The organism is Coleofasciculus sp. (assembly GCF_046565525.1).
Taxonomy (GTDB): Bacteria; Cyanobacteriota; Cyanobacteriia; order Cyanobacteriales; family Coleofasciculaceae; genus Coleofasciculus.
Genome location: NZ_JBKHUP010000022.1, coordinates 25,693 through 45,039, shown reverse-complemented (window position 1 = coordinate 45,039; position 19,347 = coordinate 25,693). Strand labels below are relative to the sequence as shown.

General features: G+C 44.7%; 17 protein-coding genes and 1 pseudogene. 7 read left to right on the top strand and 11 right to left on the bottom strand.

Translation table 11 applies throughout. From position 1 onward, the window contains the following. Positions 1-53: 53 nt before the first annotated feature. The 8 genes from ACLGGO_RS10310 to ACLGGO_RS10275 all read right to left on the bottom strand — a co-directional run bounded on the left by ACLGGO_RS10310 (position 54) and on the right by ACLGGO_RS10275 (position 5,602). Positions 54-554 (bottom strand): hypothetical protein, encoded by a 501-nt coding sequence (locus ACLGGO_RS10310; protein WP_446419240.1) that lies wholly within the window; start codon positions 552-554, stop codon positions 54-56. Positions 555-777: 223 nt separating this feature from the next. Then, the gene (locus tag ACLGGO_RS10305) at positions 778-1,200 is read right to left on the bottom strand and encodes a roadblock/LC7 domain-containing protein (protein ID WP_446419239.1); all 423 of its coding nucleotides are present in this window, start codon (positions 1,198-1,200) and stop codon (positions 778-780) included. 158 nt (positions 1,201-1,358) lie between these two features. Next, a complete protein-coding gene (locus ACLGGO_RS10300) occupies positions 1,359-1,856 on the bottom strand; it encodes a hypothetical protein (RefSeq protein ID WP_446419238.1) in 498 nt (165 codons plus the stop codon). Positions 1,857-2,048: 192 nt separating this feature from the next. Continuing rightward, positions 2,049-2,579: a GTP-binding protein gene (locus ACLGGO_RS10295; protein ID WP_446419237.1), complete on the bottom strand. Its 531-nt coding sequence runs from the start codon at positions 2,577-2,579 to the stop codon at positions 2,049-2,051. A gap of 186 nt (positions 2,580-2,765) precedes the next feature. Beyond that, complete coding sequence (locus ACLGGO_RS10290; protein WP_446338407.1) at positions 2,766-3,137, bottom strand: roadblock/LC7 domain-containing protein; 372 nt, start codon at positions 3,135-3,137, stop codon at positions 2,766-2,768. A 61-nt stretch (positions 3,138-3,198) separates the two neighbouring features. Continuing rightward, entirely contained in the window at positions 3,199-3,753 is a 555-nt protein-coding gene (locus tag ACLGGO_RS10285) for a protoglobin domain-containing protein (protein ID WP_446338441.1), read from the bottom strand. 789 nt (positions 3,754-4,542) lie between these two features. Beyond that, complete coding sequence (locus tag ACLGGO_RS10280; protein ID WP_446338408.1) at positions 4,543-4,914, bottom strand: roadblock/LC7 domain-containing protein; 372 nt, start codon at positions 4,912-4,914, stop codon at positions 4,543-4,545. A 217-nt stretch (positions 4,915-5,131) separates the two neighbouring features. Continuing rightward, positions 5,132-5,602 (bottom strand): hydrocarbon-binding protein, encoded by a 471-nt coding sequence (locus ACLGGO_RS10275; protein ID WP_446338409.1) that lies wholly within the window; start codon positions 5,600-5,602, stop codon positions 5,132-5,134. 1,119 nt (positions 5,603-6,721) lie between these two features. Between ACLGGO_RS10275 and ACLGGO_RS10270 the strand changes: the two genes are divergently transcribed. Beyond that, positions 6,722-7,000 (top strand): GNAT family N-acetyltransferase, encoded by a 279-nt coding sequence (locus tag ACLGGO_RS10270; protein WP_446338410.1) that lies wholly within the window; start codon positions 6,722-6,724, stop codon positions 6,998-7,000. A gap of 208 nt (positions 7,001-7,208) precedes the next feature. Here the strand turns inward: ACLGGO_RS10270 and ACLGGO_RS10265 are convergent, their stop codons facing one another. Together ACLGGO_RS10265 and ACLGGO_RS10260 are read right to left on the bottom strand one after the other, a co-directional pair. Then, positions 7,209-7,679, bottom strand: a complete 471-nt coding sequence (locus ACLGGO_RS10265; RefSeq protein ID WP_446338411.1) for a hydrocarbon-binding protein — start codon at positions 7,677-7,679, stop codon at positions 7,209-7,211. Between the two features lie 341 nt (positions 7,680-8,020). Then, on the bottom strand, positions 8,021-9,121 hold the full coding sequence (locus ACLGGO_RS10260; protein WP_446419236.1) for a saccharopine dehydrogenase family protein: 1,101 nt from the start codon (positions 9,119-9,121) through the stop codon (positions 8,021-8,023). Positions 9,122-9,789: 668 nt separating this feature from the next. On the opposite strand from ACLGGO_RS10260, the gene ACLGGO_RS10255 reads away from it, so the two are divergent. Then, positions 9,790-10,116: an STAS domain-containing protein gene (locus ACLGGO_RS10255; protein WP_446338413.1), complete on the top strand. Its 327-nt coding sequence runs from the start codon at positions 9,790-9,792 to the stop codon at positions 10,114-10,116. Positions 10,117-10,246: 130 nt separating this feature from the next. On the opposite strand, the gene ACLGGO_RS10250 is transcribed toward ACLGGO_RS10255, so the two are convergent. After that, positions 10,247-11,386 carry a PP2C family protein-serine/threonine phosphatase gene (locus tag ACLGGO_RS10250; RefSeq protein ID WP_446338414.1) on the bottom strand — a complete coding sequence of 380 codons (1,140 nt, stop codon included), beginning with the start codon at positions 11,384-11,386 and terminating at the stop codon, positions 10,247-10,249. 214 nt (positions 11,387-11,600) lie between these two features. On the opposite strand from ACLGGO_RS10250, the gene ACLGGO_RS10245 reads away from it, so the two are divergent. The 5 genes and pseudogenes from ACLGGO_RS10245 (at position 11,601) to ACLGGO_RS10225 (ending at position 18,954) form a co-directional block, all read left to right on the top strand. Then, positions 11,601-12,044 (top strand): ATP-binding protein, encoded by a 444-nt coding sequence (locus tag ACLGGO_RS10245; protein WP_446338415.1) that lies wholly within the window; start codon positions 11,601-11,603, stop codon positions 12,042-12,044. Positions 12,045-13,291: 1,247 nt separating this feature from the next. Further along, on the top strand, positions 13,292-15,946 hold the full coding sequence (locus ACLGGO_RS10240) for a DEAD/DEAH box helicase (RefSeq protein ID WP_446419235.1): 2,655 nt from the start codon (positions 13,292-13,294) through the stop codon (positions 15,944-15,946). Beyond that, entirely contained in the window at positions 15,933-16,109 is a 177-nt protein-coding gene (locus tag ACLGGO_RS10235) for a hypothetical protein (protein ID WP_446419234.1), read from the top strand. Before ACLGGO_RS10240 ends, ACLGGO_RS10235 begins: the two co-directional genes overlap by 14 nt. Before the next feature lie 6 nt (positions 16,110-16,115). Beyond that, positions 16,116-16,259, top strand: a pseudogene (locus tag ACLGGO_RS10230) (RRXRR domain-containing protein); the annotation flags it as partial. 22 nt (positions 16,260-16,281) lie between these two features. Then, a complete protein-coding gene (locus tag ACLGGO_RS10225) occupies positions 16,282-18,954 on the top strand; it encodes a glycoside hydrolase family 10 protein (RefSeq protein WP_446419233.1) in 2,673 nt (890 codons plus the stop codon). The last annotated feature ends 393 nt before the right edge of the window (positions 18,955-19,347 follow it).

Below are 19,347 nucleotides of genomic sequence, written 5' to 3'. Positions count from 1 at the left end.
TGTGAACTTATAGATACTGGAAGTTAATACTTCTTATGCTCCCCCCGAACCTGTTAATGATTGACTTGAGGAAGAACGGTGTACTCTAACAGATCAAAGTTGCCACCTCGTAAGACGGATTCAGTTTGAGTTCCCCGTAAGCGCTTACCCAGAAATGCTTCGAGAAATCCTTGAATTGCCCCCATGGTGAAAGTACATTGCCGGGATGAGCCTGGGGATTCACCAGCTGAACAAACGGTTTCGTGGGCAGAAACTTTGTAGACATCGCCCTCTTGGCTAATCTTGTCAATGACGCACAAACGAGTTCCATCTTTGCCTAGGGCTTCCTGGGCTTGTTTGGTCAACTCTTCCAGGGATAGGGAGGAACCTTTGTCTACCAAATCCATGGCTTCTGCTAGCTTTTTACCCCGTTGGCGACCAGCAGAAATCATCGCGATCGCGGCAGCTTTTTCGCCCAGCGCTTCTTCGACACCGACAACAATTGCTTTTAAGCAAACAATGCTGCTAAAGTCTCCGAGTTCTTGACGTAGTTCATTCTGTTGTACAATTGCCATAGTACTTTCCTCATTACTGATAAAAATTGTTGGCATTAATGGTTTAGCTATTCAGGAAAATCCATGCTTTAATAGCCAAATCCTTGGCTTATCTCAGGTAATTATCCCTATTTATGTTATAGCAATTAATCGCGAATATGTCTGTGGTTTTCTATGATTTTTTCATGAAGCATAGATGAAATTTATGATCTGTATTATTTTTCAAGAAAACAATATTATCTAATTAAATAAAACATTTTATCGGCAAATTAATCACCGAAGTTATCATAAAAAAATACGACAAAAATAAATTTATTTTCGCGATGGTTCGTTGAATTTCTAATCTCAACAGTCCCGGCTTAGCCGCCTGACTTGCTAAAACTAGAAAAACCGCCTCTTGTCCACAACGGGTTAAAATGCTCAAGCCTTGGTTACTCTCTACACAAATGCGATCAATCTCTCCCCCAATCAGTTCCTTACCTATTCGCTCAGCTAAAGACAACATAGCGGCTGATATCGCCGATACCCGTTCATCATTCATACCAACTGGCAAACTTGCAGCTAGGGGTAAACCATCGGGAGTAATCATTGCTGCACCTTCCACATCAGGGGTATTACTGACAAAGGTCTTCAGAATACCCCCTAACTTATAAGGATTAATCGCCATAGTTGCCGTTTTGCTGAAATTTCCTCAACGGGGAATAGGAGTCAATCTCCTTTGTAAAAATGTCATGTAGAGACGTTCCACCGGAACGTCTTTACAAAAATCATGACTACTCTGTTGAGGCTAGGTTGGATTGAGAAAATGCACTAACTAGAGCAAGGTTATTTTTGAATAGCACCTAAGACTTTGTACTCCAAAATATCATACATTCCTCCCCGTAATACGGATTCAGTTTGAGTTCCCCGTAAACGTTCACCCAAAAACGCTTCCAGAAATCCTTGAATCGCCCCCATCGTAAACGTGCATTGTCGTGATGAGCCTTGGGGTTCACCTGCGGAACAAACAGTTTCGTGAGTATAGACTTTATAGACTTCGTCCTCCTGAAAAATTTTTTTTATCCCACACAAGCGAGTTCCATCTTTACCTAAAGCGTCTTGGAGTTTTTTCGTCACATCAGCTAAAGAGATTTCTTTTCCCTTATCCACTAAATCAAGATTTTCCGCCAACTGTTTACCTCGTTGGCGACCAGCAGAAATTAGTGCAATTGCTGTAGCTTTATCACCCAAAGCTTCTTCAACACCAGTAATAATTGCTTTGAGGCAAACAATGCTGCTAAAGTCTCCAAGTTCTTGGCGTAGTTCATTCTTTTCGATTGCCATATCCGTCTCCTTTATTGTACAAACTTGCCCCCTTTCAAAAACTAATCTATTTACTCATTCTCAAGTTAAAAGATTAATCCTGATATTTCTTAAATAACTTTTATATTTTTTGCAATACAAGTGGTAATACAACAATTTTATTTTCGCAGTTTGTTTAAAAATATTTAAGACCTGTAAAAAAAACAACTTCCTCTAATATATTTGTCGAATTAAGACCTTTAAGGCTTTTAAGACTGAGGGTTTCAGTTGAGGATTTACGTTCAGAATAGGCGGACGATGCTGAGCATTTACAATACCTAAACGTTCGACAATTTCTTCTACAAGTAAAGTTCCGGCACAGTCTGTATGAGTCAAACCAATAAGCATCGGCACTTGAACGCGATCATTCATAAACGAGAAGATATCTTGAGCATAGGAAAAACTATTGGGCTGATTAGCGGTTACCAGTAAAATATAAGCATCGGCTCCTTTAATTAAAATATCCCACATAAAATCAAAACGGGTTTGACCGGGAGTCCCGTACATGTACAAAGTTTTATTAGCCTCTAACACAAGTCTGCCAAAATCGAAAGCGACGGTAGTTGTATCTTTAAATGAGGCTTCTGTATCAGAATCGCTTACCTTTCGTTCTATTTCGATAACATCAATTTCACTAGCTGTTCGCACAAAAGTAGATTTTCCCGCCCCGACAGTTCCTGTTATAACTACACGTATATTTTCCATGATATTTATTGACAGCAAAGCAGAGTTGCTTTTCTTGATTCGATTTAAACTACTTTTAGTCAGACGGATGTGGAAGTAAAAACAGAAAATGCTGTTCAAACTCTAGTTCTCTATGTCAGGATATTTAGGGCTAGTAATTATACTTTCTAGCACCTTTAAAATATTCCTGACACTTAATTGACTAAGTTACAGCAAGATAGCCTTCAAATCGCCAAGAGTCCGTTTAATTTCTAACATCAAGAGTCCTTGTTTAGCTTGCTTAGTGGCTAGAACTAGAAAGACAGCATCTTCCCCACAACTTGTCAAAATACTCAAGCCTTGGTCACCTTCGACATAAATGCGGTCAATCATACCGCGAATCAGTTCTTTTCCAATCCGTTCACCTAAAGATAACATCGCCGCAGACATTGCCGATACCCGTTCATCATCCATACCACCGGGCAAACTCGTGGCTAAAGGTAAACCATCTGGGGTGACAATAGCAGCACCTTCAACATCACCCGTTGCTGAGACAAAAGTCTTAAGAATATGTCCTAATTTTTCAGAATCGATCGCCATTGATTGTTTTACTTCTGCTGAATTGAGAGATTATGAATGGAGTTAAATCGTGAAGTTTGAATTACATTGAACCTGCACCCGTAGCAATGAGGCGTTTGAATAGTCCTTCTGTCCAGCCTGTTTCTTTGAGAACGGCGGCTGATGTGACTTCAATGTAGGCTTGCTCAATAAACGCCAGATCGATCATGCAAATTCGACTGAGAGCATCTCGTAATTCTTCATCTTTGTCTGCCTCTTTTAGCTTTTGACCCACAGCATTAACTACAATTGCCATAGCTGGCACTACATGTTGCGGTCCAATGCCAATCTGCACATGCACTAGACCAATTCGCCAACGGCGATCTGCATAAGTATTCCCCCAATCATCCATACCTGTAAACATTTCGTAAAACCATTGCGTAAAGGTTTCACGCAAGCGATGTATCCGTCCTTCTGTAGCATTCAAAAGCTCGTTCATTTCCGGATCTCGTCCCAAATAAGCATAGAAATGATCTGCCATTTCTGGAGCGATGTCTTTACCCCAATCTGCGTTGGCTTTGAGAATTGCTTTCTGTTCATCGGTAAAGCTAATACGCCTTACTATTGTCTCCATAAATGCATGAGCATCTAAAGTCATCTTTGTTCCCTGTGAGGCTTGATTTTTAATCTTCTTTATTGATAACAGATTTTTTTAATGTTGTCCATATATTTATGTATTATTTATGTAAAGAAACGAATTAACCTTCAAACAAACAGCACAAAATACTCAAATCCAATTAAACTAAAACCATGGCATTTAAGTCAATTTTGATAATAAATTTTAAGGACAATAGCTGAACTCAAAGGTATTCAACTATTAGAACTGAATGGCAAATAAGATAAACGCGATCGCGTCCCATTAAGCTAACACCGAGCTGCGCTAACGCTAACACGAAACAAGACAAACCAAGTCCGCCTAGGCAGACTTATATGGATGATATACTTCAGACAAATGTCGCGCTCCTTAAGCTAGATTTGTAGTTGCACGCTTCATGCCATAAACGCTGGTATCACTGACTACAAATGCTTAATTCAGTGCCATTTGAATTAAGACTATTGCCCTAAGGCTTTAAAAATCTCAGACTAGAGAATAGTAAGTACACCTTTTCCTTTGAGTTATAACAAGGAAACTCAGTTGTTTAACTTTTCTCCGAATCAAGGATATCTGTCTTATTCGCACAACTCCGATTAGTTTCTACACAGTTACTTTTTTCAGGCATCAGCAGATAAGTCCGGAGTATTGGCTCAAATCAGTACTGTTGTTATCTCTATACTTTTGTTCAGATATAGGGTTTCGCTTATGTATATTTTTATTATTTTTCATCATATTTTATTGGAGGTGCACCCCGACTCAAGGAGTCGGGGTGCGGATAGGAGACTAGCTGAATTAACCCAAGCTGACTTTAATCTGGGTAATCGCCCGACTAATATCTAAGTTAAGGGCGCCTTGTTTGGCATCTTTCCCAGCCAGAACGATGAACACAGCTTCTGGACCGCAGTCGGTCATAATGCTGTAGCCATCATCACCTTCGACTAAAATACGACTGGTTTGACCTCCCAAGAGTTCTTTGGAAATCCGTTCACCCAGAGACAGCATGGTGGCGGACATTGCTGAGATACGCTCTTCAGCCACTGATCCGGGCAAGCTAGACGCCAGGGGTAAACCATCCGGCGTAACAATCGCAGCACCGATGACATCAGTTGTCGTTGAGACAAAATTCTGAACCAGGTGACTCAGTTTCTGAGTATTGATTCCCATTTTTGTTTTTCTCCTTAAGGTTAATACAGGACAATGAAGTTAAGTGATGTAACTGAAACAAGCATGGCTGACTGGTTGGATGTTATATTTACCTACTTATGGGTTTTAGCCCAAACTGTAAGGCTACCCAGTCAGCTCACGATGAGCATAAGGCGGCTAAGAGAAGATTTGCCGAGTGTGATAGCAGGGCAATCCTGATTAGCTGCTTTTTGTTGAATTACTCAACAGTAATAAACTCGAACAGGTCGTAAGAATCACCTCGAAGGACTGATTGTGTTTGTGATCCCTTTATTTTTTGCTGAAGCAGTTCGGTTAAAACGCCCCAAACTAAACCGAGGGTAAAAGTACATTTAGGAGGTTCTCCCTCAGTTCCGCCGATCGCGCAGAGGGTTTCTGTGGTGTAAACCTTGACAGTGTCGCCCTCTTGGGTGATCTTGTCAATGATGCACAAACGAGCTCCCTCTTCACCCAAAACTTCGGCGATTTGCTTAGTCGCATCTTCCAAGTTTTGTGTGCTACCTTTGAACCCCAACTTTCCTGCGAGTTCTTGCCCATGCTTACGACCCGCAGCAGTCAGAGCAACGGCTGTCGCTTTTTCACCTAAGGCATCGCTCATCCCTTCAACCAAAGCCCGGAAGGATTCAATACTGCTGAATTGTCCTAATTTATCTCGTTTGAGTTCTAACACGTTGACTCCTTATTTTTGACAACATAGAGTTGGAACACTTCATCAACCAAGAATGTGTTTAGCAAGGTAAACCTAGTCAGTTAAATTGCTATTAATTTAAGAATTTCTTTAATGACACTAAATTCTTAATCATAGATACTTAGCTGGTTCTAGACATATTGCCCTGCTGTTTCTATGAATAATATACCGATTTAATTGATGCAATCCGGAAACTTATATCTTTTTTTATGCCAATCTAGACATTGATAGTTCTGTTATTTACAATTAGTATAGACCCCTATTTTTTTTTGAAATTCCTTTTCAAAAGAGTTTTACTTCAAAATATAAAATAAATATAAAAATTTAGATGCTCATATTTGCGTAAAAATAGATAGAGTCCCCGTGAAGAAAGCTGTATCACCAATCCAGTGAAACTTAGTGGATACATTATTAACCTACAAGTCCCTAAGAAAAAGTGGTCAAGATGCTTGCACTAAGAATGATGAACTGGCAACTTGAGTCTGCACCCCCTGCTAGCCATAGCACAATCACAGGTCTGGAACATGGCTTTCATTAACTTAACAGCAGCGCTCTTGAGTCCGTCCCTGGACACTTCTTATCTAAAACGTTTCGCTCTACTGAAATTCTCTCTCTGTTCAATTGTATTACATGCAATACATTTGGCAAGTCTTGACAGAGACTCTAGCTATAGAAGATAATAAATAAGGTATGATATAAATATGTGTTAGCAAGGGAACACATCTCTCTATTTTTCTCTGAATCATGGAATTTAGCCTCGAAAACTTAACGCCATGTTTCAGATTCGCTAAGGAGAATTCACTCGAAAAAGAATAGTGCTGAGAATCATTAAAATCTGCTGATCAGAGTGAATCAACCATCAGGGCAAAAACTGAGACAATCGTAAGAATTTTGATAGTCTTCAGAAATACAGCCCAGGATCTGTAGAAAAACTAGCTAGTGCAGCGCACTTGAATTTAGCCAATATCCCTGAGTTCAGCGTCGCTACAGGTGTTCATTTTTCGGAAAACCCTGTAACCTGTATCCCACCTCATTACGTTATCAGCCTTTTGCATCGAACTCGGGTTAATAAAACGCCGCGATTAAGCGGTAAGGTGAATTATGTTTGAGTTAATCGTCCAAAACGAGATTGTCGGGGAAATCGTGTTTAGCATCGCGCCCGATGGATTTGGTGTCATTAATCTCATCGAAGTTAAACCCACCTGTCGAGGTAAAGGATTCGGAAATCAGCTTTTAAACGAAGCCATCGCTCAACTTAAATGCCAAGGCGTTAAGGGGATACGTCTGACTCCGATAAAAACCAAGAATCCTTTTATCGTAGATTGGTATAAAAAGAGAGGATTTGTTTTAAACAGAGACAGAATGCTTTTAACATTTTAACAACTGCGGCATTCGGGTAATAGGGGAAGGACAGAGATTGACTAGAGAAATTTCTGTTTTTCTCCTACCCTCTTACTTCTCTACCTTCCTACCGACTATATACTAACTAATGTAGAGACGTAGCCTACTACGTCTCTACTAACTAAGGGCGGCTTTTCTCCCTTTCAGGCTATCCTTAAGGAAAATGAAAAGCCGCTCTTTTTAGAGATTAGGTGAGTATAGTAAACTCAAACAAGTCGTAGCTGTCACCTCGCAGTACAGATTCCGTTTGAGTTGCTTTCAGTTTCGATTGGAGTAGTTCACCTAAGACTCCCCAAACTAGACCGAGTGTAAAGGTACACTTGGGAGGAGTTTCCTCAGTTCCACCGATAGCACAAAGGGTTTCTGTTGTGTAGACTTTGATCGAATCACCGTCTCGAACAATACGATCAATGATACAAAGACGAGAACCTTTTTCTCCTAAAAGTTCTTGAATTTGTTTGGTGGCACCTTCTAAGTCTTGTGTTGAACCTTTTAAGCCTAACTTTTCAGCAACTTCCTTACCGTGCTTCCGACCCGCAGAGGTCAGTGCTACGGCTGTAGCTTTGTCCCCTAATGCGTCTGTCATGCCTTCCACAATAGCCCGGAAGGATTCAATGCTACTAAGTTGTCCCAGTTTATCGCGTTTTACTTCTAACACATTTTCTCCTTATTTTCAGAATAGATTAATGAGATGTGTTCTACATTTATCTAGGTGTTTAGTTATACAGAAGTAATTCGATAAGTTTATTAAGACTTCAGGGTATAACCGACAAAATCTTAAAGAAACTCCGAAGAATTTATCCTTATTTTCTACATCTGTAATACTTGTATACCATACATAAGCTTAGCTGGAATTTCCGGAAAACGTCCATTTTTTTGTGATCTATCAATCAAAAAAAATAAAACGAAATATTAGTAACTGAAAAATAATAGAATTTGCCTAATTAGTTTCAATAAATTACTCAAAATATATCAAATTGAGCTAAGAAAGCTAACTCTTTAGGTCAGGGGGTTCGTTTGCAAATGAATTTGGATGTTTCGATGTTGCATCGCTTGTTCAAATAATTCCGTTGAAAGTGCTTGTTCAACCGGCCAAACACCGGGTTTACTGAGTTGACCTGCCAAAATCAACTGAGCAATGCTACCTGTACCCGCACCAGCCGCCACTGCCGTATTTTCATGCACTAAGGTTGAGACAACTGTGACAGGTTGGTTCCCCTTGTAACCTGTGACTTGGGCGCAAATGGCAACTCCGATACCACTGAAGCGATCGCTAATTTGGGTCATGCGGTAGCTGAGTTGGGATAAATACTCGATATTCTGGGGTTTCCTTAACCAAGCGGAGGGAAACAGATGGGCGGTGATCCAGGTGAGGTGGTTGTAAATATCGGGAATCGAGCCAAACTTGGTGATCACCGTTTTCACGGGGAAAGACTTGACAAGGGTAGCAGTTTCTGGTACTTCAAACCAGTAGACACCAACCTTGCCATAAGGCTCAGGGAAGTCAATCGTTTCGCGATCGCTATAGGGTTTGACCTTCTGCCACTGGTTATCAATCCACGCCTCAAAGGGTTCTGATAACCCCAGAAAGGTGGTTCGCAGCACGGTTACTCCAGCCCCACCGGAACCGGCTACGCCATAACTCAGGTGAATTTTTTCTGGCAGATCCAGTTGTTCGATTGCCTGACGCACCATGCTATTGGAGATTCCGGGAAAAACCCCGGTATTAATAATGGCGGTAACACCCGCCGCCGCCCCTTGCTCGTGATAGGCGAAGGCTTTTTGCATAAAGGTGCGATTATCACTCACATCCAGATAATTGACGCCCATCTCAATGCAGGTTTTGAGAACCGAGGCGTCTCGATAGAGAAAAGGACCAGCACAATGAATGACCAGATCATGAGACGCGATCGCACTCCTCAACCCATCTTGATCTGCTAAATCTAGGGTGAGAAACTGCACCTGTGGCGAAAATGCTGTCTCCGATGTCCTGTGACGCCCTGTAATCGTAATTTCTGCTTTGGTATGGGCAACGAGATCTTGCCTAACACTGCTGCCGATACGTCCTTGTCCACCTAGAATCAAAACTCGGTCTGTCATTGCCCAACTTAGTAATATCCTTAATGAAGCTTACCAAGGATATTGCCGTTACATAAGAGCTAGTGCTTTTATTCCCAGGTCTACTCCCACTACGGGATGGGGTTTGGGGCGGTTGACTGGTTCATATTCCAAATGAAAGCTGATAAACCATCGGTCAGCCGTTCTAAATATGGTCACAGACATGGGTAAGTTTGGGCAGATATTAGGTTACAGTTGTTAACCCTTCAGATCAAGGTTGCCGCTACCTTGGACGTCAAACGTCATCCATTCAAACCATAACAGTCTCCAGATCTTATCTAATCTGGCAAGAATACCTTCACTTTGAGTGACCGGATGAATTGCCAGAAAAGATGGTAGTATCTGTAGATATGATAAGTTATGGTAAATGTGTCTACCGAAAAAATCCGGATAGATACGGCTGGATTCGGTAAGGACTAACGTATCTCCGCCCAAGTGGAGATGCAGTCCATCCCTGACCCATACAGATAGCTGATCCCGTGGAAAACAGAATGAAGTTACTCAAGAGAGATATATCTATAATCTCTCCAGAGGATAAAAACTGCTCAAAAACGACATCTCTTCTCAGCGCAAAAATTTGGCTGATTTGAATTGTCGCGGCTATACTGGCAAGGTCTGGATATTTCTGTAACGGCAGTCATAAGTAGTATATGAGTCCTGTGGTTAAAGTTGTTCAACCCTCTGGTATCTTAGATGGCACAAAAGCCGGTCAATTTCGTCAAGAGATTAGCGACCTTGTGCAATCGAATACTGATATCGTATTGATTGATTTTCAAGACGTTACCTTTATGGATAGTTCGGGCTTAGGGGCACTGGTTCTTGCCCTTAAGACCGTTCGTGCCGCTGGGGGAAAGCTCTTTGTTTGCTCAGTCAACGAACAAATCAAAATGTTATTTGAACTGACAAGCATGGATCGGGTTTTTGAAATCTTTCCCTCACGAGAAGCGTTTGAGGAGGCTGTCTCCTCTAGTGCATGACTCCCTGTGGTAGCGCAGCTTGGCAAAGCTCAGCAAGAATCCCCGTGTCTTCAGACCGGGGATTGTTAGCTGATTTGAAACAACAACCCGCCAGGGATTTGAATCCTTGGCGGTTAGTGTGATAACTTTTCTATTCAAAGTTAACTTCTAGCAAAGACAAATCGTCATCGAAAAAGTCTTTGGGATTTAATGCCTCAACACCCTGTAAGATTGAGTTGAGGTTACACAAACTGTCTACCCTACACTCACCCAGAAGTTTGACGAAGGAGTCAAGTCCCCAGATATTACCATCCGGTTGGTGAATCTCGTAAATCCCATCGCTGAAAATGTAAAGGGAACTGGATTCGCTGACGTCGCAGCTATCATCCACATACTCAGCCTCAAGTAGCATACCTACAGGCAGTCCTGTTGTCTTCAACAGCTGGACATCCCCACTAGACAATGGCTTACCCGAGAATAAGACTGCCGGTGGATGTCCTGCACTGGCATAGACAAGTTTACGCTTGGTGCGATTATAGACTCCATACCAGATGGTAAAGTATTTATCATTGCGTGCTGTCATCTGAAAGGTCTGGTTTAACCCCCGCAGAACGTCGCTGGGTTGGTAGTAGTTAATATTCGGCAGGGTGCGTGACCTCAAAAGATTCAACACCGAAAGTGTTGGCAAAGCCGCTCTCAAGCCATGTCCTGCCGTATCTAGCAAATAAATTGCCAGGTGTTCGGAATCTAACCAGTAGTAATCAAAGCCATCACCTCCCAATTGCCGAGATGGAATGAATCGAGAGTCAATAGTTACAGGCGGTTCGGTCATCTGATCTGGCAGAATGGAACGGACGTACTCCGCCGCTTCGGCTAGTTCCATTTCCAGCAAGTGTTTTTGGTGCTGCAAATCGCGGCTCAGTTCATGTAATCTCAAGCCGGAACGCACTCGCGCCTGCAATTCAGCAATTTCGATGGGCTTACAGATAAAGTCATCCGCCCCAGCATCTAGTCCCTTTACTCGATCCCCAACAGAACCGAGAGATGTCAGCAAAATAAACATGGTGGTTGATAGTGCTGGTGTTGCCTTAATTTGACGACAGACTTCTAGTCCGTTCATCCGTGGCATAATCCAATCACAAATGACCAACGCCGGACGTAACTGCTGCGCTTGTTCTAAACCCTCTTCGCCGTTGCTAGCGATTGTGACTTCATAACCTTGGTTATGAAGCGTCCGTTTCAGCAATATTTGAATGGCTGGGTCGTCATCAATAATTAGAATTTGGGTCATGGCATCGAGATAATACAAGTCACTCAAGGAGATTGCAGATGCACGCGCTTACAACAAGAAGGAAGACTCGATGAAGCTGGGCACTTTCATGAGAAAGTGATAAAGATCTCAAGGGCAGTGAATAAATGGTAGAGCAAGGGTTAAATCTAGGGTAGACTGGATTTTTTCACAGGGAGTATCTGTTCATTTTAATTCTGGTTTTGATGTCGTTGATGTGAAAGGCTTTGAGCAGTTGATAGAGCTTCAAACATTTAGCAATCAATTTCCTTCCGACCTAAATGCGTTAGACCAGGTTTTATCCTGGTTTGGGGAGCTTCACCCCTCCTCAATCGAAACAAAACTCTGGTTACAGTGCAAACTAGCGCTTGCGGAAGGATACACTAACGCGGTGAAATATGCCCACAAAGACCTGCCGTCCAGTGTTTCCATTGATGTTGAGGTGGTTCTAGCGAAATCACCCCAACGTCTAGAAATACGGATCTGGGACTGTGGAGCGCCTTTTGACTTTGAACGGCGGCTCCAAAATCCGTCGTCCTTGCCTGATGATCAGGCTGAAGGAGGGCGAGGACTGGCTATTATGCAAAGAATTGCCGATAAGCTCAGTTATACACGTATGGAAGATAACCGCAACTGTCTAACAATTGTTAAATTTTATTAAGAGTCCTGGCAGCAGGATGTAGGGAAGCAGGGGAGCGGGGGCATAAGCGAAAACCCAGCCTCAGAAGCTGGGTTACTATTTATACATGGCGCTCAATTGATCGATCTGCTCCGAATAACTTGATCAAACTCGGGTTTTACCTAGCTTGATGCTCGCCAGAATTCAGCGGCTTGCCTTGTGATGGTATCTTCATTTAGTTGCTTTCTAGTTGTCAAAGTACTTGCAATTTGCTACTATTGTAGTACAGGTTAAATAAATTAAAAGCTAATCGCTTGCCTGTACTCTGAACCAAGACAACCTGGGATATGCGGTTCCGTTCAGAAACAGACTATTCGTAGTCGCATCTGTGGACGGGTAAAATTCCAGCAGCTACATTGGGTGACAAAACTTTTTGTATTGTCCGGCGCGGTGGGGCATCCCGTGTCGTTAATAAAGCTCAGTCAATGTCCGAGGCAATAGCTGGAGTCGCTCTAGAGTCTACACCATACTGTAATCAGTTGGTGTAGGAGATGTCACCGACCACTGCCGCGATTGTCATCGTTGCCCTCAGTATCAAACGTATCAAACGCGAGACGCTTGGGTGATTGATTGGACAAAATGACTAAGCTTTCACGTTCTCCCCTAAGATAGGATGCTTGTGAAAACTCGCTCATGTTGTTGCACATCGCTCGTAGATCTCCATGTCCGAGTTGCTACAGCCTTTTTTCCAATCAACCCTGTGCAAATCAGGACAAACCCTAAAATTGGCAGAGGTACTCTAGGCGCAGGGGAACAAATCCTGGCAATTTAGGGCGGAAGCCGTAATGAACTTAACCCAATGGTGGGGTTTTGGGGGAGGCTATAAGTCCAGCACTATAATCTTTGATTTAGTGCTGGGAGACTTGGACTTGGGTGTCCCAAAAAAGATTCACACAAAAATGGTACAATAACGATACTAGATGTCGAGGCAAGGATTATTTGCATCGGTTGTGTCAACGAAAACCAAGTTGGCGTAGCAAGTCATCTGCATGGGAATGCACCCATTGCACCCTCAATATCAAAGTATTATAGGCGGATGGGACAGCCGTCTCTGCTGACGGAGGGGAAGTAAGACCATTACTTGGAGTAAATCTAAGTTGTGGCACTCCCCTATGAAGTCAGAAGCCCACACTGTACCTCCTGTCCTGAGCCTGCGAAGGATCACAAAGGATCAGGTCTGTGCTGGGTAGTTCACGTCCTGCTTTCGTCACCTATTGGCAAGATCTGGTGTGAACGTTTCTACCCCGAAGATAGAGCTTGACCCGAAAAACCTGTTTCCGTTTCCTCTGGATCAATTTCAGCTCCAAGCGATCGCAGCGCTGAATGCGAATCGTTCGGTTGTTGTCTGTTCCCCCACAGGTTCCGGAAAAACGTTGATTGGTGAGTACACGATTTACCGCGCTTTGTCAAGAGGAGGGCGAGTTTTTTATACCACTCCCTTGAAAGCACTCTCCAACCAAAAGCTACGAGATTTTCGCGCCACGTTTGGTGACCAAAATGTGGGTCTGGTGACGGGCGATGTTTCTATCAATCGGGACGCGCCAATTTTGGTGATGACAACGGAAATTTTCCGCAATATGCTTTACGGCACACCGATTGGAGAAATTGGCACGTCTGTCGAAGGTGTTGAAGCGGTGGTCTTGGATGAGTGCCACTACATGAATGACCGACAACGGGGTACGGTTTGGGAGGAGTCGATTATTTATTGTCCCCCAACAATTCAGCTTGTTGCCCTATCGGCTACGGTGGCGAATTCCGATCAGCTGACGGACTGGTTGAACTTGGTTCATGGCGCAACAGAGCGGATTTATTCCGACTTTCGACCGGTTCCCTTACAATTGAGCTTTGCCAACCCAAAGGGCATTTTCCCCCTGCTGGACTCTAGCCAAACGAAATTAAATCCTCGCCTTAAACCTAAACGAAATAAAGGGAGAGGACGGGGGGGACGCCCAGAGAGCCCCAGTAATGCCTTTGTTCTGGCGCAACTCCAACAACGGGATATGTTACCGGCGATTTATTTTATCTTCTCTCGTCGCGGTTGCGATCGCTCGGTAGAGGAGTTGGGAGACTTGTCACTGGTTAATGCCAAAGAAGCGGCTGAATTGAAAAAGCGCATTGACGAATTTTTGCGCCGGAATCCGGAGGCGGGTCGCGCCGGACAAGTGGAACCCCTGTATCGTGGGATTGCTGCCCATCATGCGGGGATTTTACCAGCTTGGAAGGGGTTTGTGGAGGAGTTATTCCAATTAGGGCTGGTTAAGGTGGTGTTTGCCACTGAAACCCTAGCCGCGGGAATTAATATGCCCGCTCGCACCACCGTGATTTCTACCCTCTCGAAACGAACAGATCTTGGACACCGACTGCTGACGCCATCGGAATTTCTACAAATGGCAGGTCGAGCCGGACGGCGGGGGATGGATGCAACGGGTTATGTGGTCACATTGCAAACACCTTTTGAAGGGGCAAAGGAAGCGGCGTACCTAGCTACGAGTAAGGCTGACCCATTAGTCAGCCAGTTTACTCCGACCTATGGCATGGTGCTGAATTTACTCCAAACTCACAGCCTTGCTGAGGCGAAGGAGTTGATCGAACGCAGTTTCGCTCAATACTTGGCGACACTGTACCTCCAACCTCAGCAACAAGCGATTACCGAGTTAACCACAGAACTGGCAAAATTAGATATTCAACTGGCGCCCGTTGATCTAAGCGCCCTGGGGCGGTACGAAAAGCTCAAGGAACGGCTTAAAGAAGAACGGCGATTACTCAAAACTCTACAACGACAAGCTGAGGCGGTACAAGCAGCAGAAATTGCCCAAATTATACCCGAAGCGCCCTTGGGTACTCTACTTTCACTCAAGGGCAAGTACATTCCGGTTTCTGAACCGATTCCGGCTCTATTGGTGGCGAAGGAAAAAGGGCGGGGACAGTCACCCTATTTGGTCTGCTTAAGTGCAGATAATCGCTGGTATGTGGCAACAACAGCCGATTTGGTTGGGGTATATGGGTGGTTAGATATGATTGATTTGAGTGTTCTCAACCCACCCGCTGAACTCACACTCAAGCCCGGTCAACTTAGGCGGGGTACACCAGAAACTGAGGCGATCGCGGCTCAAATTCCCACCGATATAGAACTCATAGTCGCACCCGAAGTGGAGGCGCAGCAGCAGCGGGTAGATGCGGTAAAAGCCCAACTCGAAGATCATCCAGTGCGACAATGGGGTAATCCGTCTCAATTAATCAAGCGCCATAAACGCCGCCTAGCCCTACAAGAAGAAATTAATGAGCGTCAAGCTTTATACCGAGAAAACCAAGCCCAGCACTGGCAAGAATTTCTTAACCTGATTGAAGTGTTAAGGGCGTTTGGTGGTCTGGAGGAAGTAACACCCACACAACTAGGACAAGCGGCGGCGGCGATTCGTGGGGATAACGAACTGTGGTTGGGGTTAGCCTTGATGTCCGGTGCATTTGATCAGTTAGATCCTCACCACTTAGCCGCCTGCGCCTGCTCTTTGGTGACGGAAACCCCGCGTCCGGATAGCTGGACAAATTATCCCCCCTCAGAACCTGTACTGGCGGCATTAGATAGTTTAAGACAAACTCGCCATCAGTTGTTTCGAGTACAACGTCGCTATCAGGTGGCTCTGCCGATTTGGTTAGAACGGGATTTAATTGGGTTAGTTGAGCAATGGGCTTTGGGTGTGGAATGGACACAGCTTTGTGAGGATACCAGTTTAGATGAAGGGGATATTGTCAGATTGTTGCGCCGTACTGTCGATTTTTTATCTCAAATTCCCCATGTGCCATTCCTATCGGATGTCTTAAAACGGAATGCTATTCGAGGTATTCAGTTATTGGATCGCTTCCCAGTTAATGAATTGGTTTAGACTTTTTGTTGAGTCGCTACCCTGGTTAGGACATCTTGGTTCAGATGCGGGAAGGGAGATGGTGGTCAGTGGTCAGTTATCAGTGGTCAGTGGTCAGTGGTCAGTGGTCAGTGGTCAGTTATCAGTGGTCAGTGGTCAGTGGTCAGTTATCAGTGGTCAGTAATTGGCTGATAACACTCAGCCCATAGCGATAGGGATAGACCCTGGCAAATGTTACTCAGGTGTCGGTGTCCAGTTGCGCCATGCTACTCTTTGGATGGCTCATCTAGTCCTACCCTTTAAGATGGTTAAGGAGCGAATGGAGTTACGACGGTCGGAGTCTCACGAGGTCTACGATGAAAAAATGGGTTGTTGGCACTGCGATCGCGGCAACAATCAATACCCTGCTAGGATTACCCGGAGCGTTAGCTCAAACGGTAAACTTGGGGGTGGTAAAAAGTCCTGATAATCAAGCCGATTGGTCAGATATTACCAGTCGCTTGCAGTCAACGGGTGTGAATTACTGTGTTATTGATTTGAGCCAGGTTGATCAACTTTCTAATCTGGAAAATACTCAACTCCTATTTTTACCCAATATTGAACGCCTGGAACCCGAACACCTAGCAACTGTGCAAGAGTGGATGCGTCAAGGGGGGCGGATCATTGTCAGTGGTCCTGCGGGCATTGTATCTCAACCTGAGGTTCGCAATCGCTTGCGATCGCTCTTGGGTGCCTATTGGGGATTTGGTCTGAGTACACCGTCTAAATTGGAACGATTATCAGTGTCTTCGCCAAGGTGGATACCCAATGCGGGATTGGTGGAAGAGTTGCAAGGGGGTGTGGTGATTCCCGCCAGTTTGGAGGCTCAAACGGCGGCTGTATGGAATCAGCCAGAAAATCCCCCCGCCGTGGTAACGACGGATCAATCGATTTTTTTCGGCTGGCGCTGGGGAGTGGATGGGGAAGCCGCCGCACAGACGGATGTGGTTTGGCTGCAAGCGGCGCTGAGTCGTTATAATATTACGCCGACGCCTGGAAAGATGCCGAATTCATCCCCACCGAATTGTGTTAAAAGTCAATCCTTGGCGGCGACTCCTGTACCCGTAATCAGTCGAGATCCAAAACGCCAAGATAACCTCTCCGCCAGCAATCCGACTCCTGTTCCCAGCGAAGGCGATCGCTTAGTGCTTCCCGCCCAAACTCCGGGCAATAATCGGGGTATCCTTACTCCCAATGAAGTGACGGCGATGAGTCGGGAGTTGGAACACTTAATGGGTCGGGTGGAAAGTACATTATTAACGGCTAATGCTCACAATAGTGAGGTGGGTTTGCTCACTCAAGAGAGTATCGAGTCATTAGAGGGGGTGAGTGTCAAGGAAGCCGAACATGAGACTCAACGGAATTCCCATCCAAATCGAACCACGGTTTCAGCATTAGCGCAAGCGAGAATTGGGTTACAAAATTTTCTGGGTGCGGTTGAGCAACAGGACTATACGGCGGCGCGACAACAATGGATTAATGCCCGACGGCTACTTTGGGATAATTATCCGATGGATCGTCAACTTGCCCAACCGGAAATTCGGGCAATTTGGTTAGATCGAGGAACAATTGTCAAAGCAAAGACTAAACAGGATTTAGTTAAACTCTTCGACCAATTGGCAAAGGCGGGATTTAATACCGTTTTCTTTGAAACTGTTAATGCCAGTTATCCGATTTACCCCAGTCAGGTTGCTCCTGAACAAAACCCTCTGGTTCGCGGCTGGGACCCTTTAGAAGCCGCCGTGGACTTGGCTCATGAACGGGGGATGGAGTTACACGCTTGGGTGTGGATTTTTGCGGCCGCGAATCAGCGTCACAATGCTCTATTGAATCAGCCACCTGATTATCCGGGTCCGGTTTTATCAGCTCATCCCGATTGGGCAATTTTTGATAAGCGGGGACGCTTGTTTGATCCCAATACCAGAAAGGCATTTTTTGATCCCGCAAACCCGGAGGTACGGGATTATTTAATGGCGCTGCTGGAAGAAATTGCCAACCGCTATGACGTAGATGGGATTCAACTGGATTATATTCGTTATCCGTTTCAAGATCCGAGAGTGAATCAGACTTATGGGTATGGGGTGGCGGCGCGTCAGCAATTTAAGGAATGGACAGGGGTTGATCCGATTGAAGTGTATCCTAGCTCGCGCCAATTATGGCAACAATGGACAGACTTTCGTATCCGCCAAGTGGACAGCTTTGTCGCATCGGTATCGGCGCGTCTGCGCGAGCAACGTCCTGATTTGATTCTATCGGCTGCTGTATTTGCCCTCCCCCTAGGGGAGCGTCAGCAACGATTGCAGCAAAACTGGGAAGAATGGGCTCTTCAGGGGTATATTGATCTAGTTGTACCGATGACCTATGCTTTGGATACCGAAGGGTTGCACAGTCTCGCCCAACCGTTACTCACGGAATCAACACTTAACGAAGCGTTACTGATTCCAGGAATTCGTTTGCTGAATTTACCCGATGTTGTCGCAGTTGACCAAATCCAACTGCTGCGGGATTTACCCGCCGGGGGGTATGCTGTGTTTGCGGTTGAGAATCTTAACGATAATTTACATCGTATTTTCCAACAGACTCAGGGTCAGCCTGAGTCCACCTCAACCGAGCCCATTCCTTACCGTCAGCCGTTCCCAGTCGCCATGACTCGATTTGCCGCACTGCAACGGGAATGGAACTTTTTGGTCACGAATGAGCAAATCGCCATTCATCAAGACGCCTTTACTGAATGGGTGGCTCAAACAGAAAAGCTGAATCAGGCGCTCAATCAACTCGCCATGGAACCCTCACAGCAACATTGGCAAAACGCCAAAGCCGCCCTCGCCGCGTTCCGATCTCAATTCCCCCAATGGATGCAGCAGCAAGGGATACGCCACCCTTATCAAGTTCAGGTGTGGGATAATCGGCTGGCAACAATTGAACGGTTATTGAATTATGGGGGACGAACCACTTTGCCGGAAAATTCGTCGGATGCGATTAAACGTTAATAAGTGAAACTATTTGCCGACATTTGGCTTAAGAGCATGATAGTTTGTGTAAGGTAAACTATTTTGGGCAGCTAAGGCGCTCCCTATGGGTCTAGCAAGAATTAATGTTCAGAATAGTGGTCTCCCGCATCAGTCTCAACTTGGGACACAGGTTTGATTGTTTCCCAACATCAGATCTGAGTAAGATCCCGATGGAGTCGCTTGCACAAAGGACATCTTAGTTGAGATAACAGTAAGGGGTTGGGAGGAGACTCTGAAAATAGGTTGATTGTTCACGCAGTACTTGCTCGTTTAAAGTCGAGTTTTTCCCTTGATGAAGTGGTATTTGCAGCTTAATGTTTTTGTAGGTTTGCTTTCAGTTCTGACCGGAATTGGTAGCGCAACTATGGCTTT